Source organism: Streptomyces sp. NPDC091209, from assembly GCF_044757755.1.
Lineage (GTDB): Bacteria > Actinomycetota > Actinomycetes > Streptomycetales > Streptomycetaceae > Streptomyces.
Genome location: NZ_JBIVVR010000004.1, coordinates 512,299 through 538,167 on the forward strand (window position 1 = coordinate 512,299; position 25,869 = coordinate 538,167).

Below are 25,869 nucleotides of genomic sequence, written 5' to 3' on the forward strand. Positions count from 1 at the left end.
TCACGGCGCATCACCGCGGCTGGCGCTTGCGGATGCCCGACCAGGGGAGATCACGGAGATGCCGACGGAATCGTCGCCGGGCCAGGGGGCTCCGCAGGAGGACTACGGCTGGGCCTTCCAGCCCCGCAAGTCGGCCCCCGGCCCGCAGCCGTACCGGGGACAGCAGCAGGCGGAGCCGGCCGCGCCGTGGGACGACAGGCCGTCGGCCGAGGCGTACGGCAGATCCTCCGGCACGCGGTGGGATGCCACCATGCCGCTGCGGTTTCCCGAGCCCCACGCCGCCGACGACGACGAGGCCATGCGCGCGCCGGGTCGCCGGATCCCCCCGCACACCCGGCGCGGCGGCGAATCGGCGGACGCGGAGTCCGGATACCTGTCGGAGGCGACCGCCGTCCTGGACCGGGCGGCCCTCCGCCACCCCGAGCCTGTCACCGCGCAGCCGCAGCCCTCTGCGGGCGCAAACGGCAAACGGGCCGGAAAGAAGGCCAGGCGGGTGGGCAGGATAGCCCTCGCTCTTGCCGTCCTCGGCGCCGGCGGCGCCGCAGCCGTCGTGTTCAAGCAGGAGGACGCCGCCACCGTTGCCTCGAAGCAGCTGACGCAGGTGTGGCACATACCGGCGCCCGCCGCCGACGACGCGCTGATCGGCAGCTGGCTCACCGACAAGCTGCTCGTCCGGGCCGGCAGCCGAGGCGGCCTGCGGGCCTACGACCTGACCGACGGCAAGCAGGTGTGGAGCGCCGCGTCCTCCGCGGGCGCCGCGGAGCTCGGCACCGTCCCCTGCGCCATGTCGCCGACCCTCAGTGCCCGGGGCATCGGCACGGTCGCCTTCGGCAAGGACGGCAGCAGCTGCACCTGGCTGGCCGGTGTCAGGGCGTCCACCGGCAAGATCCTCTGGTCCATGCCGCTGACCAGTGCCAAGCACCCCACGGCGGCGATCGCCACGACCTACGTGCAGGGCGATGTCGCCACCATCGTCAGCGAGAGCTTCCTCGGGGGCGTGGACGTCCGCACGGGCAGCCGCGTATGGGGCTACAAGGCCCGCGGTCACTACTGCAACGCCTACGACTCGGGCACCGAAGGCGCCGTGCTGGTGGACGACTTCTGCCTCGACCGGAAGGCCAGGTTCAGTCTCACCGCGTACGACGGCAAGACCGGGAAGGTGATCTGGCGCAAGCCCGAAACCGCTCACTCGGAGGTGACCCACATCCTGTCCGGCTCGCCACTGATCGCCGCCGTCCACACGGCGCGCCAGGACGCCGTGCGGGTTTTCGACGCCACCGGGACCGGCCGCAAACTGGCCGTGGGCGACGATGAGCTCACGACCGGCAACAACACCGGCGCCGACCACTCCGTCCGGCTCTACGGCAACGTCCTGGTCGCCCCGGCCTCGGCCGCCGGCAGGACAGTGATCGACGGCTTCAACACCGCGACCGGCGCCAAACTCTGGACCCACCCCTCCGCCGCGCTGGCCGTCCCCGCGTCCGGCGCGGACGACAAGGTGTACGCCGTCACCACGTCAGGTCCCCCGCAGCTCGTCAGCATCGACCCGCGCACTGGTCGCACCACCCCGGTCGCGGGCATCCCGGTGGGGACCGGCAAGGGGAGCTTCACCTCCGGCACGGTGTACGTCACCTCGGACGGCGGCGTGCTGGAACTCAACGCCCTCGGGTCGAACGGCGGCGTGCGGTTCTACCGGTAGGGCCTTCCCCGCCGATCAGGGTGAGGCCTCCGGCTTCCGGAAACGGCGGCGCCTGGCCTCTCGGCCGGGACTGTCTGGCCGATGTCGCCCGCCACCGGCGGGACTTCCTGACCCGTCGCGCGACAAGGTGTCCCTGGCGGGGGCCCGACCCCGCGCGTCCGCCCACCGGCTGGCACGCTCCACCGCCGTACTCGCCTTCGGTACGGCGGTGTCGGCGTGCGCTCCGGTGTGCGGCGGCCGTCGGCGTCAGACCGACCGCCATGCCTCCAGGGCGATCCCCGGTTCGTCCTTGCGGCGGGTGACCCGGAGTTCGCCGGTACCGGGAGAGAGCGTCGCGGCGACCACCCGGCCCTGCTCGTCCTCCGCCAACGCCAGCAGGGCGTCGGCGGGGAGTTCGGGTCCCGACTCCGTCCACCAGGCGCCCGCCGACTCGTCCTCGGTCGGGTAGGCGGCGAAGGCCACCCGTCCGCTCGCCGAGCGCTGGGCGAGCAACGTGCAGTCGTGGCCGTCGAGTTCACAGCGGATCACGCAGACGGGCCCCGGGCCGGCGGAGGCCAGGAGGGCCACCGGCTTGGTGCCGGGACGCCAGGCGCACACATCGCCCGATTCGTCGTCGGTGAAGAAGAGCGTGGTGGAGTCCGCCGAGGTCGCGAGCGCGCGCAGGCTGCCCGGTCGGACCGGCGCCTCCAGCGCCTCGTCCAGGGCCGGTGCCGTGCCGGCCTCCTGCTGGCGCCAGTGCATGACCCCGCCCGGGACGGCCGCGTACAGCTCGACACAGCCGGACTCCCCGGTCACGGCCGCGAGGTCCCCCTGGACCTTGCGCCCCTTCAGGTCGCACCAGGGCCCCCAGCCGCCCTTCAGCTTCTGGCCGATCATGCTCACGCCGCCGCCGCGGTTGCGTACGAAGACATGGGCACGCCCCTCCGCGTCGATCGCGACGGCGGGGTTGCCCGTCCGGTCGCCGCTGCCGTTGGGGTGACCGATGGGGTTCCAGTCGAGGGCGGCGAGGTCCGGCCGGTAGTGGGTCGAATGGACCAGTCCCGACTGGTCGCGGACCGTCGGACGCCAGGAGACCAGGTGGGTATAGCGATCGGGGCCCTGGCCCAAGGCCAGTACGGAGTGCAGGCGTTGGTCGCCGCCCACGGTGCGCGGAGGGTCCCAGGGACCACCGGGTCCGCGCTCCGCCCGGCAGTGGACGGTGGCCTCCGACAGCAGGTACGCACTCAGCCTGCCGTCGCGGCCGCGTATGAGCCAGTCGACGTTCACCGCTTCACTTTAATCGGGGGCGCGCCGCGCGTTCACCGGGGGCGGCCCGACGGCCGCCGCGGCACCGGCCGGCAGGCGGCGCCGGGCCGTGGGGTTCTGGCAGGGTGAGGACATGACGACTCTGCTCATCGTGGACGGCGCCAATGTGGTGGGGTCCGTGCCGGACGGATGGTGGCGGGACCGTCGTGGTGCCGCCGAGCGGCTCAGGGACCGGCTGACGGACTTCGCCGAGCGGGGCCTGCCCGGCCACCCGGGCCCGCTGGAGATCGTTCTGGTGGTCGAGGGCGCGGCCCGTGGGGTGGACTCCGTCCCCGGGGTCCGGGTCGACGAGGCTCCGGGCAGCGGCGACGACCGCATGGTGGAGCTGGTGGCCGAGGCGCCGGACCGCACCCGCCTGGTCGTCACGGCCGACCGCGAACTGCGGCGCCGGGTGGGGGAACTGGGCGCCGAGGTCACCGGGCCACGCACGGTACGCCCTCACCCTTGACCTCCCGGCCTCCTGACTCCGGATCCCTGACTCCGGATCCCGGGTTCCGGGTTCCGGGTACACCGCCGCCACGGGAAGCCGAGCCACAGTCCGTCGCCACGGACCACCAAGCCAGACCGCCGGCCCACAGGCCACCATCGGCGCCGGGCGCCACGCCGGGGGCGGACCGTCGCGACAGACCACCGGGGTACAGGCACATCACCGCCGCGGACCACCGGGCCACAGGCGGTCCGGGGCCGCCGGCCGCCGGTCTGCTGCGCGCCCGCCGCGCCGGCCCGGGGGGCATGCCCCGCTGACCGTGAGTCCGCGTCCGTCCGGCGCGCGTCGCGTCAGCGGCCCGCGCCGCGCTCTGTGCGCCGCCGTCCGGCTCCGGCCGGCGCTGTCCGTCGCTCGGGCGGGCCCTTCGCCTGCCCGGTACTCGTACACCCGTCGGCCCGTCCGCCATCGGCCGAAGGCCCGCCTGTCACCCGGATTCACCGGCTTCGCCGGGCACGGCGAAGCCCCGCCGCCGCCGCGCCGGAGCCGAACGTGCGGGGCCCGGGGCAGGACGGGTCGGCTACCCGGCGGTGCCGCCGGGTGGGTTGCGGGTCTCGGCGAGTGTCGTCTCCTCGTGCCGGCCGAGACGGCTGTGCGAGTGCCCGTAGAGGAAGTAGACGACGATGCCGATCACCATCCAGATCGCGAACCGCAGCCAGGTCTCGGCGGGCAGGTTCAGCATCAGCCACAGCGTCGCGAGCACCGACAGGAGCGGCACCCACGGCACCAGCGGGGTGCGGAAGGCGCGGGGCAGATCGGGGCGGGTGCGGCGGAGGATGACGACGCCGACGGCGACCACGATGAAGGCGAAGAGCGTGCCGATGTTGACCAGTTCGGCCAGCTCGCTGAGGCTGGTGAAGCCCGCGAGGATCGCGATGATCACACCGAGCAGGATGGTCGGCCGGTGCGGGGTGCGGAACCTCGGGTGGACGCGGGAGAAGAACCTCGGCAGCAGTCCGTCGCGGCTCATCGCGAAGAAGACCCGGGTCTGGCCGAGGAGCAGGATCATGCAGACCGTGGTCAGTCCGATGGCGGCGCCGAAGCTGATGACGCCCGCGTACCAGGGGTGCCCGGTGGCCTTGAAGGCGTCGGCGAGCGGGGCGTCCACGGACAGCCTGGTGTACTTCTCCATGCCCGTGACCACGATCGACACGAGGACGTAGAGCGTGGTGCAGATGACGAGCGAGCCGAGGATGCCGCGCGGCATGTCCCGCTGCGGGTTCTTCGTCTCCTCGGCGGCGGTCGCGACCACGTCGAAGCCGATGAAGGCGAAGAACACCACGGAGGCCGCGGTGAAGATGCCCATCACGCCGAAGTTGGTCGGCGCCCAGCCGAACATCAACTGGATCAGCGGCGTCTTGATGCCGCTGCCCGCCTCCACGGCCTGCGCCGGGGGGATGAAGGGCTTGTAGTTCTTGCCCTCGATGAAGAAGGCACCCGCGATGATCACGATCAGGACGACGGTGACCTTGATCGCGACGACCAGCGTGGTGATCCGGGCGGAGAGCTTCACGCCGACGACGAGGATGGCCGTGAGCACCAGCACCAGTGCGGCGGCGAGGATGTCGAAGCCGAACCCGTGGGCCCCGTCGCGCCCGCTGAGCGACTCGGGCATGTGCCAGCCCGCGTTGTCCATCAGCGAGCGCACATAGCCCGACCAGCCGACGGCCACCACCGCCGTGCCGAGCGCGAACTCCAGGACGAGGTCCCAGCCGATGATCCAGGCGGGCAGTTCTCCGAGGGAGGCGTAGGAGAACGTGTACGCGGATCCCGCGACCGGGACCGTGGAGGCGAACTCGGCGTAGCACAGAGCCGCCAGCGCGCAGGCGACACCCGCGGCGACGAAGGCCAGCGAGACCCCGGGCCCCGCGTTCTCCTTCGCCACTTTGCCGGTGAGGACGAAGATGCCGGTGCCGATGATGACACCGACACCGAACACGGTGAGGTCCAGAGCGGACAGCGTCTTCTTGAGCGCGTGCTCCGGCTCCTCAGTGTCCAAGATCGATTGTTCGACCTTCTTCGTCCTGAAGAGGGTGTTGCTCACGGACGTACCTCCCACGCTTGTCGTCCTCGACATGATCGAGAGGGCAGGTAGCACGTATCCCCCGACGCGGCCCGGTTCACGCAGATGGGCCGGTTCCACCACCCGTACAGGGTGCTGAAACCGGCCCATCGGCCCATCCTGTGCCGCTGTCAGTCGCGCGCGGGCTCCACCGCGTCCATGGCCTGCGCGGCGGTGCGCTCGTACCGGCCGTCGAGCTTGGCGACGAGACCGGTGACCTGCCGGGCGATGTCCGGCGCGGTCAGGCCGATCTCCGCCATGACCTCGGCGCGCGAGGCGTGGTCGAGGAAGCGCGGCGGGATGCCGAAGTCGCGCAGCGGGACGTCGACGCCCGCGTCGCGCAGGGCCTGCGCGACGGCCGAGCCGACACCGCCGACCCGGGAGTTGTCCTCGACGGTGACGACCACGCGGTGCTGCTCGGCGAGCGGGGCCATGGCCTCGTCGACCGGCTTGACCCAGCGCGGGTCCACGACGGTGGTGGAGATGCCCTGCCGGTCGAGGAGAGCGGCGATCTCCAGGCACATCGGGGCGAGCGCGCCGACGGAGACCAGCAGCACGTCCGGAGCGTCGGTGCCCGGCTCCCGCAGGACGTCCATGCCGCCGATCCGGCCCACGGCGGGCACGGCCGGGCCGACCGCGCCCTTGGAGAAGCGCACCACGGTGGGCGCGTCCTTCACCTCGACGGCCTCGCGGAGCTGGGCGCGGACCTGGTCGGCGTCGCGCGGGGCGGCGAGCCTGAGGCCCGGGACGACCTGGAGGATGGACATGTCCCACATGCCGTTGTGCGAGGCGCCGTCGGTGCCGGTGACGCCCGCGCGGTCCAGGACGAAGGTGACGCCGCACTTGTGCAGGGCCACGTCCATCAGGACCTGGTCGAAGGCACGGTTGAGGAAGGTCGCGTAGACGGCGAACACGGGGTGCAGTCCGCCGGTGGCGAGTCCCGCGGCGGAGACGGCGGCGTGCTGCTCGGCGATGCCGACGTCGTACACCCGCTTGGGGAATGCCTTGGCGAACCGGTCGAGGCCGACCGGTTGGAGCATCGCGGCGGTGATCGCGACGATGTCCTCGCGCTCCTTGCCGAGCTCGACCATCTCCTCGCCGAAGACGGAGGTCCAGTCGGCGCCGGAGGAGGCGATCGGCAGGCCCGTGTCGGGGTGGATCTTGCCGACGGCGTGGAAGCGGTCCGCCTCGTCCTGGAGGGCGGGCTGGTAGCCGCGGCCCTTCTCGGTGAGGCAGTGCACGATGACCGGGCCGCCGAAGCGCTTGGCGCGGGCGAGGGCCGACTCCAGGGCCTCGATGTCGTGGCCGTCGATCGGGCCGACGTACTTCAGGCCGAGGTCCTCGAACATGCCCTGCGGGGCGATGAAGTCCTTCAGGCCCTTCTTCGCGCCGTGCAGGGTCTCGTAGAGCGGCTTGCCCACGACCGGGGTGCGCTCCAGGAGGTCCTTGCCGCGGGCCAGGAAGCGCTCGTAGCCGTCGGTGGTGCGCAGGGTCGCCAGATGGTTCGCGAGGCCGCCGATGGTCGGCGCGTACGAACGCTCGTTGTCGTTGACGACGATGATCAGCGGGCGGTCCTTGGCGTCGGCGATGTTGTTCAGCGCCTCCCAGGCCATGCCGCCGGTGAGAGCGCCGTCACCGATGACGGCGACCACGTGGTCGTCCCTGCCGAGCACCTCGTTGGCCTTGGACAGGCCGTCGGCCCAGCCGAGGACCGTGGAGGCGTGCGAGTTCTCGATGATGTCGTGCTCGGACTCGGCCTGCGAGGGGTAGCCGGACAGGCCGCCCTTCATCTTCAGCCGGGAGAAGTCCTGGCGGCCGGTGAGCAGCTTGTGGACGTAGGACTGGTGGCCCGTGTCCCAGAGCACCCTGTCCTTCGGTGACTCGAAGACGCGGTGCAGGGCGATGGTCAGCTCGACGACACCGAGATTGGGGCCGAGGTGGCCGCCGGTCTTGGAGACCGCGTCGACGAGGAAGGTCCTGATCTCGCCGGCCAGCTGGTCCAGCTGCTCCAGGCTGAGCCGGTCCAGATCGCGCGGTCCCCTGATGCGGGTCAGCAGCGGCACCCGTGCCTCCTTGCAGTAGAGCTGTTGCCGGGCTTGGTCGAGTCTAATGTTCCGCCTTTTCGGGCGCGGGCCGGGCCTGGCGATGTACGCCACACGATCGGCCCAACCGGATGGGAACACGTGTTCCCGTCCGAACATGACTGTGCCCGGCGCCGCCCATGGCGCCGGGCACAGGGTCTTTCACAGGGAGGCCACCGCGCAGTGCCGTGGCGTTCCCCGCGGAGTGTTACGCGCGGCCCGCGGCCTTCTGGCTCTTCCGCGAGACGGAGTCGATGACGACCGCGCCCAGGAGCACCGCACCCGTGATCATGTACTGGATGGAGGTGTTCATGTTGAGCAGGTCGAGACCGGTCTGGATCGACTGGATGACCAGCATGCCCAGGAGGGCCGACCAAACGTTTCCGCGGCCACCGAAGAGGCTCGTACCACCGATGACGGCCGCCGCGATGGCGAGCATCAGCGTGTTGCCGCCACCGGCGTTCAGCGTGGCGCTCGCGGTCTGACCGGCGAAGAACATACCGCCGACCGCAGCGAAACCGCCGGAGATGGCGAAGACGGTGATGCGGACCATCGGCACGCTGATACCGGCGCGGCGAGCCGCCTCGATGCCACCGCCGACCGCGAAGATCTTGCGGCCGTACGTGGTGCGGCGCAGCACGAAGTCGACGACCACCAGGGAGGCGAGGAAGATCACCAGGGCGTTGGAGACACCGGAGGCGTTGTTCAGCACGGCGGCGGCGGCGAAGGACGCCACGGCGAGCGCTCCGACGCGCAGCGCGATCTCACTGGTGGGCCGGAAGGGCACACCGGCGGCCCTGCGGCGACGCTGGTCGATGAGCGAACCCACGAGCATCGAGGCGACACCGAGGCCGGCCAGCAGGTAGGCGCCGATGACGGCCTGGCCCATGAAGAAGGAGCTCTGGCCGAGCAGGTACACCGGGCCGCTGTCGGCCGGGATGTTGATGGTGCCGCTCGAACCGAGCAGCCACAGCATCAGGCCGTTCCAGCCCAGGAAGCCGGCCAGCGTCACGACGAAGGCGGGCACGCCGATCCGGGCGAAGAACCAGCCCTGCATCGCGCCGATGACGGCACCGGTCAGGACGGTCAGGAACAGGGCCAGCCAGGGGTTCACGCCGTGGTTGACCACGAACACCGCGAAGACCGTGGAGGCGAGGCCGCTGACCGAGCCGACGGAGAGGTCGATCTCACCGAGCAGCAGGACGAACACCAGGCCGATGGCCAGCATGCCGGTGGCCGACATGAAGTAGCTGATGTTCGACAGGTTGTCGGCGCTGAGGAACCGGCTGTTCTGCGTCTGGAAGATCGTCCAGATGATGATCAGACCGACGAAGACCGGCAGTGAGCCGAGCTCGCCACCCTTGATCTTGCGCTTGAACTCGGTGATGTAGCCCTTGAGACCCTCTTCGCGGACCAGCAGACGCGGGTCCACGACCGACACGGGAGCGGCAGTGGGGTCGTCGGAGGGAGCCACCGTGTTCTGGTGCTCCACCTCGGCCTCCGGCTTGGAAACCTTGGACGTGTCGCTCACTTTGCGGCCTCCGTGTTGCGACGCCCCGCACGACGGGTCACGGCATTGTCCGTGGCTCCGGTGATCGCGGCGATGATCTCTTCGTGGCTGGTGTCCTTCACGGAGAAGGAGCCGTTGTTCTTGCCCAGGCGCAGGACGGCGACGGTGTCCGCGACGGCCTTCACGTCAGCCATGTTGTGGCTGATGAGAATGACGCCGAGGTTGCGCTCGCGCAGTCGCTCGACCAGGTCGAGGACCTGCGCGGTCTGCTCGACACCGAGAGCGGCGGTCGGCTCGTCGAGGATGACGACCTTGGGGTCACCGATGAGGGCGCGGGCGATGGCCACGACCTGACGCTGACCACCGGAAAGGCTCGCGATCGGGATACGCACGCTGGGGATGCGGATGGAGAGTGTGCTGAGCAGCTCACGCGCCTTCTGCTCCATCGTGACCTCGTCGATGACGCCGCGGTGCAGCAGTTCACGACCGAGGTAGAGGTTGCCGACCACGTCGAGGTTGTCGCACAGGGCGAGGTCCTGGTAGACGGTCGCGACGCCGAGTCCCTGGGCGTCGTGCGGCTTGTTGATGCTGACGGGCTGACCGTCCCACTCGATGACGCCTTCATCGATGGGGTGGACGCCCGCGATGGTCTTGACCAGGGTGGACTTTCCTGCGCCATTGTCGCCCACCAGGGCGACCACTTCTCCGGGGTGGACCTCCAGCTCGACATCGGTGAGTGCCTGCACAGCACCGAATCGCTTGGAGACTCCGCGCAACGCCAGCACGGGCGTAGCGGACACGTGAACCATCTCCTTCGCCGCCTGACCGGCGGGGATGCCGCGCTCGAACTAACCGGCGCGGAGGGATGTGCGAAATGCACAAGGTTTACAAGATGAACATGCGCGAATCCGCCGCATTTCGCAACGGATCCATCCGACGCCCGCCCCGCAGCGGGGTGTGAAGGTGGAGCAGGCGCCGGACAGGTTCGCGAGACCGCTCAGCGGTCGGAACTCGGGCGACCGTCCGTTGTGGGGAGGTCGCCCGAGCGGGTCGTGCTACTGCAGGCCGGCAGCCTTGCAGGCCTTGGCGAAGTCCGCGGTGCAGATGTCGGCGACGGTGTAGAGACCGTCCTTGACGACCGTGTCCTTGATGTTGGCCTTGGTGACCGAGACCGGGACGAGGAGCTGCGAGGGCACCTTGTCGCCCGAGCCGCTGGTCAGCGTCTGGGTGGCGAGGGACTTGATGTCCTTGCCCTCCAGCAGGTTGACCGCGAGCTGGGCAGCGGCGTCCGCCTCCGGCTTGAAGGCCTTGTAGACGGTGGAGGACTGGGTGCCGGCGACGAGGCGCTGGATACCCGCGAGCTCCGCGTCCTGACCCGTCAGCGGGATGCCACTGATCTTCGCACCCTTGAGGGTGTTCGCGATGCCACCGGCCATGCCGTCGTTGGCGGAGTAGACGCCCGCGATGTTCTTGGCACCGAGCTGCGTGATGGCAGCGGACATCTTCTGAGCGGCGACGGTGTCCTTCCAGAGACCGGACTGCTCGTAGGCGATGTTGACCTTGCCGTCGAGGGCCTTGTGGGCACCCGCCTTGAACTGACCGGCGTTCGGGTCGGCGTCGTCACCGTTGATCATGACGATCTTCGACTTGGGGGTCGCCTTGGAGCCGAGCGCGGTGAGCAGCGCCTGGCCCTGGAGCTCGCCGACCTTCTCGTTGTCGAAGGAGACGTACGCCGAGACCGGACCCTGCGCGAGGCGGTCGTACGCGACGACCTTGATGCCCTTGTTGACCGCGGTCTGGATCGAGGACTTGATGGCGGCCGAGTCCTGCGCGCTGATCACGAGGACCTTGACGCCCTGGGTGATCATGGTGCTGACCTGCTGGGCCTGCTTGGCGGCGTCACCGGCCGCGTTCGCGTACTGGACCTTGCAGTCCGGGCACAGCTCCTTGACCTTGTTGACGAAGAGCGGGTGGTCGAACTTCTCGTAGCGAGCGGTGACGCTGTCGGGGAGCAGGAGACCGATGGTCTTGCTGCCCGAGGAAGAGGAGCTGCTGCTGCTGTCGCTGGAGCTCTTGTCGCCGGCCTTGCCGCAGGCGGCCACCGAAAGGGCCATGGAAACAGCGGCGGTACCGATTACGACTCTACGCATCATTGCGTTCATTGGTGGTGCCTCCCTGACAGGGCCGCAACGCTGCGGCCGAGGTGGTTTGGAGTCAACTCGGCCGCTCGTGCGACGTCAAGAAGTAAATACTTAACGGGTTGGCAACGGCGTGTTTCGTTCTCTAAGTGAAGGCAGGTGTAACGGCAGACAGAGACCCATCCAAAAGGGTCGAATCGCCCATCTCGCTGAGCGCGAGAGCAAGCGCCCCGAGCACCTCAGCACGGCCCCCGAGGGCCCCTGGCAACACCGAGAGTTGACGTGCGGCGCTGGGGATCGCGTAGCGGCCGACAGACTCCCTGATGGGCCCGAGAACGAGCTCACCGGCCTCGGCGAGATCGCCGCCGAGGACCACCCGGCTCGGGTTCAGCAAATTGCAGAGATTGGCCACTCCACTGCCGATATGTCGGCCGACGTCGGCGATCACGCGACGGCAGCCCGGATCTCCGTCCCGCGCCAGCCTGACCACGCCCTCCATGGTCAGATCGGTCCCGTGACTGGACTGGAGGAGCGGCAGCACATAGCGCGCCGCCGCGAAGGTCTCCAGGCAGCCCCGGTTGCCGCAACGGCAGACGGGGCCTGATTCATCAAGTGTAATATGCCCGATTTCTCCCGCTGTGCCACCCGGGCCGCGGTAGATCTTGCCTTCTATCACCAGGCCCGCCCCGACACCGCTGGCGACCTTGATGTACGCGAGATCCCTGACCCCGCGACCGCTGCCCCAGACCATCTCGCCGAGCGCGCCCAGATTGGCGTCGTTGTCCACGTAGACAGGCACCCCGAGCCGCCCCCGCAGCTCCTCGGCGGGCCTGGCGCCGGTCCAGCCCGGCAGGATCGAGGTGGACCCCAGGGTCCCCGATTCCACGTCGATGGGCCCCGGCACGCCGAGGCCCACGCCCGCGACCTTGGAACGGTCGACGCCGGTCGCCGCGATCAGACGGCTGACCAGCTCCTCCGCCCGGTCGAAGCCCTGCGCCGCGGACGCGTCCACGTCCAGCGGCTCGGACTCCTCGGCCAGCACCTGGTGGGCCAGGTTCCCGACCGCGACGCGCAGATGGGTATGCCCGAAGTCGACACCGATGACGATGCCGGCGTCGCCGCTCAAGGACACGCTGCGCGCCCTGCGGCCGCCGGCCGAAGTGGGTGTGACCTCGACCGTTCCACCGTCCTTGAGTTCACGGACGATATTGGAAACGGTCGCGGCCGACAGGCCCGTCGTCCTCGCGATCTCCGCCTGCGTGAGCGAGCCGGCAAGCCGCACCGCCCGCACGACGCGTTCCAGATTGGCTCGGTGCAGCGAAGACTGCGACCCCGGAGTCTCCATCGACTCATCCACTCCTGCCCTCAGCCGGGCGGCCCCGATGCCGCCCGTGTGATCTGGGTCACGCCAACGGGACCCCGGTCACTTACAAGTTGTGAACTCCAAGCTCCGCTGATCGGGTTACCGCAGTCAAGTCCTTGACGAAAATCGGGTCCATCCTCAGGTTCGATTTCCGGCCGCGCCCGGACACGCGTACGCCACCCCCGGGACGGAGGTGGCGTACGCGAAGAAAGGGGCGAATCGTTACTTGAGGGTCGCCGAGGTGAGACCGGCCTGGACCTGGCGCTGGAAGGACAGGTAGACGATCAGCATGGGGACCATGGCGATCGTCACGCCGGCGAACAGGACGGGAAGGTCGGTGGCGTAGCCCTGCTGCTGCTGGAGCTGGATGAGGCCCTGGGTCAGAACGTAGCGTTCCGGATCCGAACTGGTCTGCGGCTGCATCAGGACCGAGGGCAGGATGTACTGGTTCCACTGGCCCAGGACGTTGAAGATGCCGACGCTGAGCAGTCCGGGCTTGGCCATCGGCAGCATGACTTGGAAGAACGCCCGTGTGTGCGAGGCCCCGTCGAGCACCGCCGCCTCGAAGACCGCCGTGGGCAATGTCCGGAAAAAGGCGTGCATGAAGAACACGGTGAACGGCAGCGAGTAGGCCACGTACACCAGGATCAGACCTTGGTACGTGTTCAACATGTCGAGACGCTTGACCATGAAGAACAGCGGCACCAGGGCCAGGAAGACGGGGAACATGGCCCCGCCGACGAAGAAGTAGTACACGAGCCGGTTGCCCGGGAACTCGTAGCGGGCCAGGACGTAGGCCGCCATCGCGCCGAGGAGCATGGTCAGCGGGACCGAGAAGACCAGGACGATCAGGGTGTTGGCGAAGTAGTCGCCGATGCCCTTGTTCCAGGCCCGGACGAAGACGTCGAACTGCCAGTTGGAGGGCCAGCCGAGGGCCGAGCCGCCGATCTGCGCGTCGGTCTTGAACGAGCTCAGGACCAGCCAGAGCAGCGGCAGGATGATCAGGATCGCCCACAGGGCCAGGAACCCGTGCGAGAAGACGTTGAGGGCCATGCCCTCGCTGCGCTTGTCGCCCGGCCTGGGCGGGGCCTTCCTGGCGTTTCGTTGCGGGGGTACTCCGGCGCCGTCGACCTTCGTCGGCTCCGTGATGGGTGCGCTCATAGTCGTGTCTCCCGCTCAGAACTCGATGCGCTCGCGGCGGGTGGCGCGCAGCGTGACCACGGACAGGATCAGGGTGAGAAGGAGCATGACGACGCCCATGGCGCAGGCGTAGCCGCTCTTTCCGAAGTAGAGGAAGTTGCGCATCATGACGTTCGCCATGACCTCGCTGTGGTGGTCGGGCCCGCCGCCGTACCCGGTGCCCTGGGTCGTGGTCGAGACGAGCACGAACATGTCCATCGCGATGATGCCGAGATAGACCCAGGCGGTCTGCACCGTGTCCCACAGCAGGGGCAGGGTGACCCGGAAGAACGTGTGGGCGCGGCTCGCGCCGTCCAGCAGCGCGGCCTCGTAGATGTCCCGCGGGATGGACTGCATGGCGGCGGAGAACAGCACCAGATAGAAGCCGACGCCGTGCCAGACGACGACCGCCATCAGGCACCAGAGCACCAGACTGGGCTCGTTCATCCACTCGATGGGGTTGTTCCCGTCGACCAGACCGAACTTGATCAGCAGGCCGTTGAGCAGACCGCCGCTGTCACTGCGGTAGAGGGCCCCGAAGAGCACCGCCACGATCGCGAGCGACAGCACCTGCGGGAAGAAGTACACGATCTTGTAGAACCGCGAGCCGGCGACGCCCTGTACGCCACCGGCGCCACCCCGCCCGCCCGCGTTCACCATGAAGGCGAAGAAGAGGGCGAGCAGGATGGTGATCACCGGGATGAACACCAGGAACAGGATGTTGTGCCAGATCGCTTCGAGGAATACGTCGTCCTGGAACAACGCCTTGTAATTGTCCAGGCCGACGAAACTGAACGTCTGCGACTGACCCCTCCAGTCGGTGAAGGAGTAACCGATGGTCTGTATGTAAGGCCAGATCACGAAGATCAGATACAGCGCCAAAGGTGCGAGGAGAAACCCCGCGACGAACCGGTACTGCCCTTTTCGCATGGCATCCTGCCCTGGTGTTCCGGGTCTGCGACCCGGGTGTTCCGGGTACGCGTGCCCCTGATGTTCCGGGTTTTACGTGATCAGTCGCGGTGGTTCTTCTTGGACGCCGGGTCCTTGGCCGCCTTGTCGACCGCCGCCTGGGCCCGCTTCAGCCACTCCTTCGGCTGAATGCGCTTGGACATCAGCTCGTTGGACGCGTTCTGGATGGACACGTCCATCTCGCTGTACCAGTTGGGGTACAGGAAGTTGAAGGTGTTGTCACCCGCCGCCTTGGACGCGTCGACGGTGGACTGCGTACCGGGGCGCAGCGTCACGCCGGCGGACACGCCGTCCTTGAGGATGGTGAGCGAGTTGGCCTTCTGCGCGAAGAGCGTCGACCACTCCTTGGAGAGCATGGAGCGCATGAACTCCTGGGCCTCGGGCAGGTTCGCGGCCTTCGCCGGGATGATGAACGGCTCGCCGGAGCCGGCCCGGATCGCCTCGAACGGCAGCTTGTCGCCGGACAGGCTGGGCATCGGCATGAACTTCATGTCGAAGTCGGCCGGGGTCTGCTTGAGCTGCTCGTTCTCCAGCCAGGAACCACAGGTGATGAACGCGGCCTTGTACTGGTTCCACCGGGTCTGCGACTCGGTGTGGGTCAGGCCGTTGGTGCCGGCCATCAAGTAGCCCTTTTCCACGACCTCGTAGATCGCCTCGACGGCAGCCAGGGCGGCGTCGGACCCGACGAACGCCTTGGGGTCGAGGTTGTCGATCGCCTTCATGGCGTCCAGACCGCCCTGCTTGGCGATCAGGTCCATGATGGCGACGTTGATGTAGTACGGGTACTTGCCCTGGTGTGCGAGGCCGCCGATGCCCTGCGACTTGGCGTCCTTGCAGATGGCGAGGAAGGCGTCCCAGGTCTTGGGAACCTCCCAGCCCTTCTCCTTGAAGAGCTTGCCGGAGTACCACAACCCCCACACCGTGTAGATGTAGTTGAGGGACACGACCTTGCCGCCCTGCAGGCCCGGGTCGAGCGTGCCCGGGATCAGGGTGTCGCGGACCTTCTTGGTCGGGTCGTCGATGGACGGGGCGTCGAGGACCGCGGCCAGGTCGAGGAGCTGGCCGCTCTTGTAGAGCACGTCCAGCTTGATCTGCTGGGCGCCCGAGTCGTCGACGATGTCCGGCGGGTTGCCACCGTTGAAGCGCGGCTGGAGCTTGCCGGTGATCTCCTGCGTACCGGTGTGGGCGCTCTTGCTGCCCCACTTCTTGTCGAACGACGCTTCCCACGCCTTGGCGTAGTCGTCGCCGTAGCCGCCCTTGAAGACGACGACGTCGAGCTTGCCGCCACCCTTCTTCACACCGAAGGGGTTGTCCTTGGTGGTCTTGCCGGTGCCCTTGTCGCCGGACTTGCTGTCATCGCCCCCGCCGCTCGCACAGGCGGACAGGAAGCTCATCGTCGGGACGGTGATCAGACCGAGTGCGGCCGACCTCTTGATGAGGTCACGGCGGCCGACACCCTCGGGGCTGCTGTTCTCGGCGGAAGTGGATCCCATGCTCAAGTCCTCGCCTTCTCCAGGACTCAGGCGGTGAACCGGATCCTCCCCGGCACCGCGGTTAGGTCAAGCTGGGGTCGTGCATGGGGGATTCAGTGGGACGAATCGGCGGTACGTGTATGAACCACGGTCCGCCGGCCCGCGAAATTCCCCCCTGGGTCCTGCCTGTCCAGCGCCAGTCGATCGACTGGCCGGACGCGACAGGTATAGTCCACTTCCCGCCAGCGGAGCAAGATCGAATGCAGGTTTGCCCGTCGGTCTTTTCCGAGTTGAGACCTCCCGGAAATATGGGGCAGCCCCGGACCACCCCGGCGAAGATCCACAGGAGGCCAACCTCCCGCAATGAACGCAATGCACGGTTCGTCACACGGTATTCACCCCGGATGCCGCATCCAACACCCTTGACAGCGCTGTCAACTTGGCTCCCAAATGGTCCTTGCGCATCAAAATTGACAACGTTGTCCAGGTGCAGGGAGGGTGCTCGCGCATGCAGCACAGAGCTCGGTACAGACACAGTTCCACGCGTCGGACCGGATGGCTTTCCCCTATGGCACTGGGGGTGACGGCCCTCTCCCTGTTAGCGGCCTCGCAGGGCGTGGCCATCGCCCTGCCGGCCCAAGGAGCGGCCGCGGACCGGGAATTCAGTTCCTCGTTCGAATCGGGCGATCCCGCTCCGGACTGGCTCAACACGGTGGATACGGCTCCTGACGGGACGAAGCGGTCCTCCGGGGTCGACGGCGGCTACAGCACCGGCATCCCCGGAAACGTGACCGACCATGTCAGCGACGTGCGCGCCAGCGGTGAGAACACCGGCGCGGGCGAGGTCAAGGAGAACCTCGTCGACGGCGAGTCGAGCAGCAAATGGCTGACCTTCGAGCCCACCGGCTGGGCGGAGTTCGACCTGGACGCGCCGGTCAAGGTGGTCACGTACGCGCTCACATCCGCAAACGACCACGACGAGCGCGACCCCCAGGACTGGACCCTCCAGGGCTCCACCGACGGCAAGGACTGGAAGACGCTCGACACCCGTTCCGGCGAGACCTTCGGCGAGCGGTTCCAGACCAAGACGTACGACATCCAAAGTCCCGTCGAGTACCAGCACTTCCGGCTCGATGTCACCAGGAACAACGGCGGCGACATCCTCCAGATCGCCGACGTCCAGTTCTCGACGGGCCAGAGCGACGACCCGACGCCCAAGGACATGCTCTCGCTCGTGGACCGGGGTCCCAGCGGCTCGCCGACCGCCAAGGCGGGCGCGGGCTTCACCGGCAAGCGGGCGCTGCGCTACGCGGGCACCCACAAGGGTGACGGCCGTGCGTACTCGTACAACAAGGTCTTCGACGTGAACGTCGCCGTCGGGCGCGACACCGAACTGGCGTACCGGATCTTCCCCGCGATGGCGGACGGCGACCGGGACTACGACGCCACGAACGTGGCCGTGGACCTGGTCTTCACCGACGGCACCTCGCTGAGTGATCTGAACGCCGTGGACCAGCACGGATTCGCGCTCACGCCGCAGGGCCAGGGCGCCTCCAAGGTGCTGTACGTGAACCAGTGGAACAACGTGACCTCACGGATCGGTTCCGTCGCGGCCGGGAAGACCGTCGACCGGATCCTCCTCGCGTACGACTCGCCGAAGGGCCCCGCGAAGTTCCGCGGCTGGCTGGACGACGTCGCGCTGCGCAAGGCCGCTCCGCAGAGGCCCGAGGCGCACCTCGCCGACTACGCGCTGACGACCCGCGGCACCAACTCCAGCGGCGGCTTCTCGCGCGGCAACAACTTCCCGGCCACGGCCGTCCCGCACGGTTTCAACTTCTGGACGCCGGTCACCAACGCGGGCTCGCTGAGCTGGCTGTACGACTACGCCCGCGCCAACAACGCGGACAATCTGCCCACCATCCAGGCGTTCAGCGCGAGCCATGAGCCCAGCCCCTGGATGGGTGACCGGCAGACCTTCCAGGTGATGCCGTCGGCCGCCTCCGGCGCCCCGGACACCGGGCGCACGGCCCGCGAACTGGCCTTCCGGCACGAGAACGAGACCGCGCGGCCGTACTACTACGGGGTGACGTTCGAGAACGGTCTGAAGGCGGAGATGGCGCCGACCGATCACGCCGCCGCCCTGCGCTTCACCTATCCCGGTGACGACGCGAGCGTGATCTTCGACAACGTGACCGAGCAGGCGGGGCTGACGCTGGACACCTCGGCGGGTGTCGTCACCGGCTTCTCGGACGTGAAGTCCGGCCTGTCGACCGGCGCCACCCGGCTCTTCGTCTACGGGGTGTTCGACGCGCCCGTGACCGACGGCGGATCCAGCGGCGTCAAGGGCTATCTGAAGTTCAAGCCCGGCGCCGACCACACCGTCACCCTGCGCCTGGCCACCTCGCTGATCAGCATCGACCAGGCCAAGGACAACCTGAGCCAGGAGATCCCGGACGGCACGTCGTTCGACGCGGTCAAGAAGGGGGCTCGCAGGCAGTGGGACCGGCTGTTCGGAAAGGTCGAGGTGCAGGGCGCCACGCCGGACCAGCTCACGACGCTGTACTCCAGCATGTACCGGCTCTACCTGTACCCCAACTCCGGCTTCGAGAAGGTGGGTTCGACGTACCAGTACGCCTCGCCGTTCTCGCCGATGCCGGGGCCCGACACGCCGACCCACACCGGCGCGAAGATCGTCGACGGCAAGGTGTACGTCAACAACGGCTTCTGGGACACCTACCGGACGACCTGGCCGGCGTACTCGCTGTTCACGCCTCATCAGGCGGGTGAAATGGTCGACGGGTTCGTGCAGCAGTACAAGGACGGCGGCTGGACCTCGCGCTGGTCCTCGCCCGGCTACGCGGACCTGATGACCGGCACCTCCTCGGACGTGGCGTTCGCGGACGCGTACGTCAAGGGCGTCGACTTCGACGCCAAGTCGGCGTACGAAGCGGCGCTGAAGAACGCGACGGTGGTCCCGCCGACCTCCGGCGTGGGCCGCAAGGGCATGGCCACCGCCCCCTTCCTCGGCTACACGAGCACCGCCACGGGCGAGGGGCTGTCGTGGGCCATGGAGGGCTACGTCAACGACTACGGCATCGCCGAGATGGGCAAGGCGCTCTACAGGAAGACCGGCGAGAAACGCTACAAGGAGGAGTCGGACTACTTCCTCAACCGCTCCCAGGACTACGTGAACCTCTTCGACTCGAAGGCCGGCTTCTTCCAGGGCCGGGACGCGAAGGGCGACTGGCGGGTCGACTCCGCGAAGTACGATCCGCGCGTGTGGGGTTACGACTACACGGAGACCGACGGCTGGGGGTACGCCTTCACCGCGCCGCAGGACTCGCGGGGACTGGCCAACCTCTACGGCGGTCGCAGTGCGCTCGCACAGAAGCTGGACACGTACTTCGCGACCCCCGAGACCGCCTCGCCGGACACCGTGGGCTCCTACGGCGGGGTCATCCATGAGATGACCGAGGCCCGGGACGTACGGATGGGCCAGTACGGGCACTCCAACCAGGTGGCCCACCACGTGAACTACATGTACGACGCGGCCGGGCAGCCCTGGAAGGCCCAGAAGAACATCCGCGAGGTCCTCTCCCGGCTCTACTCCGGCAGCGAGATCGGGCAGGGCTACCACGGCGACGAGGACAACGGCGAGCAGTCGGCCTGGTACCTCTTCTCCTCCCTCGGCTTCTACCCGCTGGTGATGGGCAGCGGCGAATACGCCATCGGCTCCCCGCTGTTCACCAAGGCGACGGTCCACCTGGAGAACGGCCACGACCTGGTGATCAAGGCCCCGCGGAACAGCGCCAAGAACGTGTACGTGCAGGGCGTGCGGTTCAACGGCAAGCGGTGGAACTCGACTTCGCTCCCGCACTCGCTGATCACCCGGGGCGGAGTGCTGGAGTTCGACATGGGCGCCGAGCCGTCCTCCTGGGGCACGGGCAAGGACGCGGCGCCGGTCTCGGTCACCCAGGACGACAAGGTGCCGTCGCCGCGCGCGGACGTCCTCAAGGGAGACGGCGCGCTGTTCGACAACACCTCGGCGACGGACGCCACCGTCACCTCGGTGGACCTGCCGGTCGGCGACGCCGCCCAGGGTGTCCAGTACACGCTGACGTCCTCGGACCACACGAAGGCCCCGACCGGCTGGACCCTGCAGGGTTCCCCGGACGGAACGACGTGGGCGGATCTCGACAGACGCTCCGGCGAGTCCTTCACCTGGGACCGGCAGACCCGGGCGTTCACGGTCGCGAACCCGGGTTCGTACGCCCACTACCGTCTCGTCCTCGACGGCGAGTCGACCCTCGCCGAGGTGGAACTGCTGGCCTGAGCCACATCCGAAGGGAAAGGGGCGGGCCCGGAGGAGACTCCGGGCCCGCCCCGCGTTCGGTTCAGGGGTTCAGGGGTTCAGGGGCTCACCGCGAGGGTGAAGACGTGCAGATCCGCGTCATCCGGAAGGGTGACGGCCTTGACGGTCTTGCCTGCCGGTGCCGTGAAGGGCTTGGTGGCGAAGACGTAGGTGGCCACCGGGTCCTTGTCGGCACCGGCGACGTTGCGGTAGGCGGCCTTGGCGATGGTCTCGTTGCCGTACTGGACGGTGCCGCCCCCGCCGCCGACGGTCCAGTCGGTGAAGGACAGCTCGACGGAGTCCGTACTGCCGTCGGTGTAGGTGACGGTCGCCCTGGTCTCCTGGTTGCCGTTCACGGCGCTGCCGATGAAGGACAACCGGCCTGCCGGATCGGCCAGTTCGATGCTCTGCGAGGTCGCAGAGGCGTTGTCGGGGCGGCCGGACGGCGACTTCGGCCAGGTGTAGGTCAGACCGTCCACCGTTCCCTGTGCGCCCGGGGTCAGGCCCGCGTCGGCGAGGGCCTGGCGGGAGTAGCTCCAGCCGCCGCCGTCGTAGTCGGCCTCGGAGTGGTCTCCGGTGTCGTCGGAGACACCGGTGTTGTTGTAGGCCGCGAGGAGGGACCCCGGGGCCGCGACCGTCAGGGCCACCGGCTGCGCGTACGACGTGTCGGCGGAGGTCACCGTCACCTTGACGTCGTAGGACCCCTGCTCGGCGTCGTCCGCGGCGGTGAGGGCGATCCGCTGGGCGCCGTCGGTCACCGTGCCCTCGGCGGGCGTCGCCGTCACACCGGCGGGCACGTCCACGTGGAAGCGGACCTCGGGCCCGGCACCGCCGCCTAGGGCCAGGGCGCGGATGTCGAGCGCGGTGCTGCCGCCGGGCGCGAGCGTCGCCGCGGTCGGTCCCACACCGATCTGGTACGGCTGCTCGCCCGTGCGGAAGGACGGCGGCGCGGCCGTCTCGGCACTGCCCCAGCCCTTGTCGGCCGTGGCGGACAGCGTGTAGTCGAGCGTGCCGCCGTCGCGGACGAAGGAGGCGGGGAGCCAGGGCCGTTCGCTGCTACGGCCGTCCACGCGCAGCGACTGGACGTACGGGGCGTCGGCGGCCGCGCCCCGGGCCCGGATCTCGATGTCGGCGCCGCCCGGGCGGTCGATCTCGATCCTCGGGAACAGCGGTGAGGCCAGGGTGAGTTCGGCGCGCGAGGGCACCTGCGGGTACATGCCGAGCGCGGAGAAGACGTACCAGGACGACATCTCACCGAGGTCGTCGTTGCCGGGGATGCCGTCGGGCTGCGTCGACCACAGCCGCGTCATCGCCGCGCGGACGGTCTCCTGCGCCTTGTAGGGCGCGCCCGCGTAGTCGTACAGGTACGGCACGTTGACCGAAGGCTCGTTGTCCAGTTCGGACTTGTCGCCGCCGCTGCCGGTGAACGCCCAACCGCCGTCCGCGTCGTGGAAGAACGTGTCGAGGCGGTCGAGCGCCTTGGCGCGACCGCCCATCGCGGCGAAGAGGCCCGCCGGGTCGTGCTGCACCATCCAGGTGTACTGGGCCGCCGTGCCCTCCACGAAGCCGTTGCCGGTCGACGGGGTGAAGCCGGTGACCCAACTCCCGTCGGCCTTCCGGTTGGCGATGTATCCGCCGCCGGGGTCGGCCGCGATGTTGAAGTTGTTCTGCCAGTACTGGGACCGCTCGGCGAAGTCGGCGGCGGTCTTCTTCTCCCCCGCCGCCTTGGCCAGTTGGGAGATCGCGAAGTCCGCGCCGGACATCTCCAGCGTCTCGGCGGCGCCGCCCCAGGCATTGGACACGGACGGCATGTAGTGGTGTTCGAGGTACTTGTCGAGCGAGGGGCGCTGGCCGGCCGAGAGCACCGGTTTGCCCGCCGCAGAGAGGTCCGCGTCGGTCGGTACGGTCGCCGCCTTCACCAGGGAGCCGAGCGCGCCGCGCAGGTCGAAGTCCGTGCCGCCGAAGGCGCGGATGCCCGCGAGGGCGGGGGCTGACGGGTCGCCGTTCATGACGTGCGTGCCGCTCGCGCCGTGCAGCCAGCGGTCCCAGACTCCGCCGTTCTGCCGGGCGAGTTCGAGCAGTGACTGCGCGATGTCGGAGCCGGTGTCCGGGTCCAGCAGGGTCAGCAGCTGGACCTGGGAGCGGTAGACGTCCCAGCCGGAGAACGTGCCGTACTGCGCTTCGTGGCCGCGGCTCACGGTGTGCACCCTGTCGTCGGAACCCCGGTATCTGCGGTCGGCGTCGCTGATGACGTTCGGATGCAGAAGGGCGTGGTAGAGCGCCGTGTAGAAGGTGGTGCGGTCGCCGTCCGTGCCGCCGCCGACGTCGATCGCGCCGAGCTGTTCGCGCCAGGCGCGGTGGGCGGCACGCTGGACGGAGGCGAAGGACCGGGACGGCGGGTTCTCGTCGTCGAGGTTGGCGGCGGCGCCTTCCTGACTGACGTACGAGATACCGACCTTGACGTTCACCGGGTCGGTGCCGGGCGCGAACTCCACATAGCCGCCCGCCCCCTTGCCCGCGACAGGACGGCCGCCCTGCCCGAAGCCTCCGGTGCCGCCACTCGCCTCGGTGGCCCCCGGACTCAGCCGGTCGTCCTGCCAGGTGCCGGTGGTCTTGAAGTCGCGGTCGAAGCGTGCGGTGAAGTAGAGGGTGTAGTAGGAGCGTTGGCCCTCGGGATCGAGATAGCCGCAGAAGTTGCCGGAGGTGACCGAGCCGGAGACGGTCCGGGTCGCCGGGTCGATCCGCACGGTCGAACCGGTCGATCCGACCTCGGAGTTGGCGGTGCGGATCAGCAGCGAGGCGGGCTTGTCGGCGGGGAAGGTGAAGCGGCCCGAGCCGCTGCGCGCGGTCGCCGTCAGGTCGGCGGTCACTCCGGAGGCGAGGCCCACCTTGTAGTGGCCGGGCTCGGCCCGCTCGTCGGCGTGCGCGAACCCGGAGGCGTAGACGGCGTCCTTGGTGTCGCTCGCCGGGGAGGAGGTGACCTCACCGGCGTACGGGAAGAACGGGATGTCGCCGCTGCCGCCCGCGCAGCCCGTTCCGGACATGTGGGTGAGGCTGAAGCCCCGGATGCGCGTGGCATCGTACTGGTAGCCGCCGGGCGCGGCCGTGCGGGTGGCGTCCCCGCGGGTGTTCTCGGGGCTCCAGGAGAGCATGCCGAAGGGCGTGACGGCGCCCGGGAAGACATTGCCGCCGTTCTTGGTGCCGATGAGCGGGTCGACGTACGCGGTGGGGTCCCTGACGAGCTCCGGTGGACCCGACGGGGGTGCGGCGAGCGCCGGAGTGGCGCCGGCGACCGTCAGGGCGACGGCCAGCAGGAACGATGACGGACGGAAACGCATGACGCGGCCCCTCCTCCTTCGGACGGGTCGCGCACCACAGGTCGCACAAGCCGCAGGGACAGTAACGTGCGTCACGGCTACCACGGAAGACCGCCTGCGCCACCGGGGACGCGCCCGGTACGCACTCCGATGGCGCCGCTGGCACCCGGCCAGGCGCACCCACCTCCGACGGCAGCGCAGGCAGGACGCCAGGCAGCCACCCCGCCTGCGCCGCCTGCCACGCCCCCGCACACACGCCCGCAGCGCCGCAGCGACACGCCCTGCACGCCCGCGCCTGCGCCGGCTGTGGCGCAGCCTCCCCCGCGACGCGCCCGGCACGCCCCCTGCGCCACGGCCCACGCATGTACTCGGCGTGCCCCAGCGTCTCCGCCGACGTGTCCGGGCGCACCCACGGCCCGCGCCACCAGAGCCCCGCCCAGCACACAGCCAGATGGCGCACGCCGATGACAGGCCCCGTCCGAGGCTGCCCGAGGCGCTCCCCGGCGCGCGCCCCGGTCACCCGACCCCGCGGCCCCAGGAATGGGCCTCACCCGCCCCACGGGGGTGAGCGTCAAACCCCCGCGGCCCGCACAGGGGTGGGCGTCAAAACGAGGCGGTCCGTCCGGAGGCGGGCATCAACTTGCTTGACATCGTTGTCCGTTGAGGCGATAGAGTCTTGCGCAGACCGCTCGACAACGTTGTCGCTCACCGTGGTCGCCACAAGCCGCACCATCCCGGGCAGGGCCTCCCCCGACCCGTCCGGGCTCGCGGACCGGGCGGGTCCGAACCCACCCACCCGGTCCGCCCCGAGCGTTGCTCGTTCAACCGACCCAGCAGGGTCGGCTCGTTGACGGATCGTCACCCGAGTCCGAGCCCGAGCCCCGAGCCCCGAGCCCCGAGCCCCGAGCAGAGACGACGTACCGAACGTTGGTACCGCCGCCCGGATTCGGCGAGCCGTTCCGATCGGCGTCGTGCACCAGCACATCGTCCGATTCCCTTGCGCGCATTCCGAACGCCTCGCGCACGGCGCACACACCAGGGCCGCACCCCTCACATGGGGGTGCGGCTCTCGCGTGAGTCCGCATTCCCGGAACCTCACGGGCGCCAGCGCCCTCTACCTGTGAAAACGGCGCGTACCAAGGCGAGTTCGGGAGGAGGTGGACCGGTGCGGGAATCCGACAGTGACGGGGGTCGCCGGAGCGGCACCGTGAACACCGGCCGCGGCGGCGGCCTCGGCCGCGAGCTGGCGGGGGCCGCGTTCGCGAACCTGTTGATCGGAGGGATCGGGATCATTCCCGGCCTGTGCCTGCGGTGGCTGCTGACCCGATTCCCCTCCGTCGAATGCGGCGGCCCCTTCGGCTGCCACCGGGAGACACCCGACAACGCCCTCGGCCTGATCGCGGGCGCCGTGCTGGGCGGCGGCTTCGTCCTCGGCACCGTGCTGGTGGTGGACATCCTGCTGCCCTTCCAGGAGGGCCGCCCGGTGGGTCCCTGGCTCGGCATGGCCGCTCTCGTCCCGGCACCCTTCCTGCTCGGGCAGGCGGTGGGCTGGTTCTGAGGAGGGGGCGGTGAACTGGGCGCAGGCCCGGTTGGCCGGGCGCAGGCCCGTGAACCTGGCGCAGGCCGGCTTGCCGGGCGCGCAGGCCTGTGGACCGAACACACGTCGACTTGCCGGACACGGGCCCGTGAGCCGGGCGCAGACCCGTGAACCTGGCACAGGCCCGTGAGCCGGGCGCGGGCCAGCTTGCCGGACGCCCCGTGAGCTGGACACACGTCCGCTCGCCGGGCGCAGGCCCTTGAACCGGACACAGGCCCTTGAACCTGGCACGGGCCCTTGAGCCGGGCGCAGACCCGTGAACCAGGCGCGGGCCTGTGAGACCCAGGCGCGGGCCTGTGAGACCCGGGCGCGGGCCAGTTGCCGGGCGCGGGCCAGTTCGCC

15 protein-coding genes are annotated in these 25,869 nt (G+C 69.3%); 4 read left to right on the top strand and 11 right to left on the bottom strand.

The annotated features are described in order from the left end of the window. The first annotated feature begins 58 nt into the window (after nt 1-58). Nucleotides 59-1,699, top strand: a complete 1,641-nt coding sequence (locus tag ACIQRL_RS15115) for a PQQ-binding-like beta-propeller repeat protein (protein WP_401331626.1) — start codon at nt 59-61, stop codon at nt 1,697-1,699. A 246-nt stretch (nt 1,700-1,945) separates the two neighbouring features. On the opposite strand, the gene ACIQRL_RS15120 is transcribed toward ACIQRL_RS15115, so the two are convergent. After that, a complete protein-coding gene (locus ACIQRL_RS15120; protein ID WP_401331628.1) occupies nt 1,946-2,965 on the bottom strand; it encodes a hypothetical protein in 1,020 nt (339 codons plus the stop codon). 112 nt (nt 2,966-3,077) lie between these two features. Between ACIQRL_RS15120 and ACIQRL_RS15125 the strand changes: the two genes are divergently transcribed. Then, nucleotides 3,078-3,452, top strand: coding sequence for an NTP pyrophosphohydrolase (locus tag ACIQRL_RS15125; protein WP_401331630.1), 375 nt, complete (start codon nt 3,078-3,080; stop codon nt 3,450-3,452). Between the two features lie 556 nt (nt 3,453-4,008). Here the strand turns inward: ACIQRL_RS15125 and ACIQRL_RS15130 are convergent. From ACIQRL_RS15130 to ngcE, 9 genes are all read right to left on the bottom strand, one after another. Beyond that, a complete protein-coding gene (locus ACIQRL_RS15130) occupies nt 4,009-5,532 on the bottom strand; it encodes an amino acid permease (protein WP_401331634.1) in 1,524 nt (507 codons plus the stop codon). Nucleotides 5,533-5,681: 149 nt separating this feature from the next. Further along, the gene (dxs, locus tag ACIQRL_RS15135) at nt 5,682-7,613 is read right to left on the bottom strand and encodes a 1-deoxy-D-xylulose-5-phosphate synthase (protein ID WP_401331636.1); all 1,932 of its coding nucleotides are present in this window, start codon (nt 7,611-7,613) and stop codon (nt 5,682-5,684) included. Between the two features lie 226 nt (nt 7,614-7,839). Further along, nucleotides 7,840-9,162 carry a sugar ABC transporter permease gene (locus tag ACIQRL_RS15140; protein WP_401331638.1) on the bottom strand — a complete coding sequence of 441 codons (1,323 nt, stop codon included), beginning with the start codon at nt 9,160-9,162 and terminating at the stop codon, nt 7,840-7,842. Further along, nucleotides 9,159-9,950, bottom strand: coding sequence for an ATP-binding cassette domain-containing protein (locus ACIQRL_RS15145; RefSeq protein WP_328552899.1), 792 nt, complete (start codon nt 9,948-9,950; stop codon nt 9,159-9,161). The genes ACIQRL_RS15140 and ACIQRL_RS15145 overlap by 4 nt, the downstream gene beginning before the upstream one ends. Before the next feature lie 246 nt (nt 9,951-10,196). Further along, nucleotides 10,197-11,303, bottom strand: coding sequence for a sugar ABC transporter substrate-binding protein (locus tag ACIQRL_RS15150; protein WP_401331640.1), 1,107 nt, complete (start codon nt 11,301-11,303; stop codon nt 10,197-10,199). Between the two features lie 121 nt (nt 11,304-11,424). Continuing rightward, on the bottom strand, nt 11,425-12,624 hold the full coding sequence (locus ACIQRL_RS15155) for an ROK family transcriptional regulator (protein ID WP_401331642.1): 1,200 nt from the start codon (nt 12,622-12,624) through the stop codon (nt 11,425-11,427). 240 nt (nt 12,625-12,864) lie between these two features. After that, nucleotides 12,865-13,803 (bottom strand): carbohydrate ABC transporter permease, encoded by a 939-nt coding sequence (locus ACIQRL_RS15160; protein WP_401331644.1) that lies wholly within the window; start codon nt 13,801-13,803, stop codon nt 12,865-12,867. A 15-nt stretch (nt 13,804-13,818) separates the two neighbouring features. Further along, nucleotides 13,819-14,751, bottom strand: a complete 933-nt coding sequence (locus ACIQRL_RS15165; protein WP_401331646.1) for a carbohydrate ABC transporter permease — start codon at nt 14,749-14,751, stop codon at nt 13,819-13,821. A gap of 80 nt (nt 14,752-14,831) precedes the next feature. Beyond that, nucleotides 14,832-16,283 (bottom strand): N-acetylglucosamine/diacetylchitobiose ABC transporter substrate-binding protein, encoded by a 1,452-nt coding sequence (gene ngcE, locus ACIQRL_RS15170; protein WP_401331648.1) that lies wholly within the window; start codon nt 16,281-16,283, stop codon nt 14,832-14,834. 547 nt (nt 16,284-16,830) lie between these two features. Here ngcE and ACIQRL_RS15175 point away from each other — a divergent pair. After that, a complete protein-coding gene (locus tag ACIQRL_RS15175) occupies nt 16,831-20,595 on the top strand; it encodes a GH92 family glycosyl hydrolase (protein WP_401331650.1) in 3,765 nt (1,254 codons plus the stop codon). Nucleotides 20,596-20,672: 77 nt separating this feature from the next. Here the strand turns inward: ACIQRL_RS15175 and ACIQRL_RS15180 are convergent, their stop codons facing one another. Continuing rightward, nucleotides 20,673-23,951, bottom strand: a complete 3,279-nt coding sequence (locus ACIQRL_RS15180; RefSeq protein ID WP_401331652.1) for a GH92 family glycosyl hydrolase — start codon at nt 23,949-23,951, stop codon at nt 20,673-20,675. A gap of 1,186 nt (nt 23,952-25,137) precedes the next feature. Here ACIQRL_RS15180 and ACIQRL_RS15185 point away from each other — a divergent pair. After that, on the top strand, nt 25,138-25,488 hold the full coding sequence (locus tag ACIQRL_RS15185) for a hypothetical protein (RefSeq protein ID WP_401331654.1): 351 nt from the start codon (nt 25,138-25,140) through the stop codon (nt 25,486-25,488). Nucleotides 25,489-25,869 lie beyond the last annotated feature (381 nt).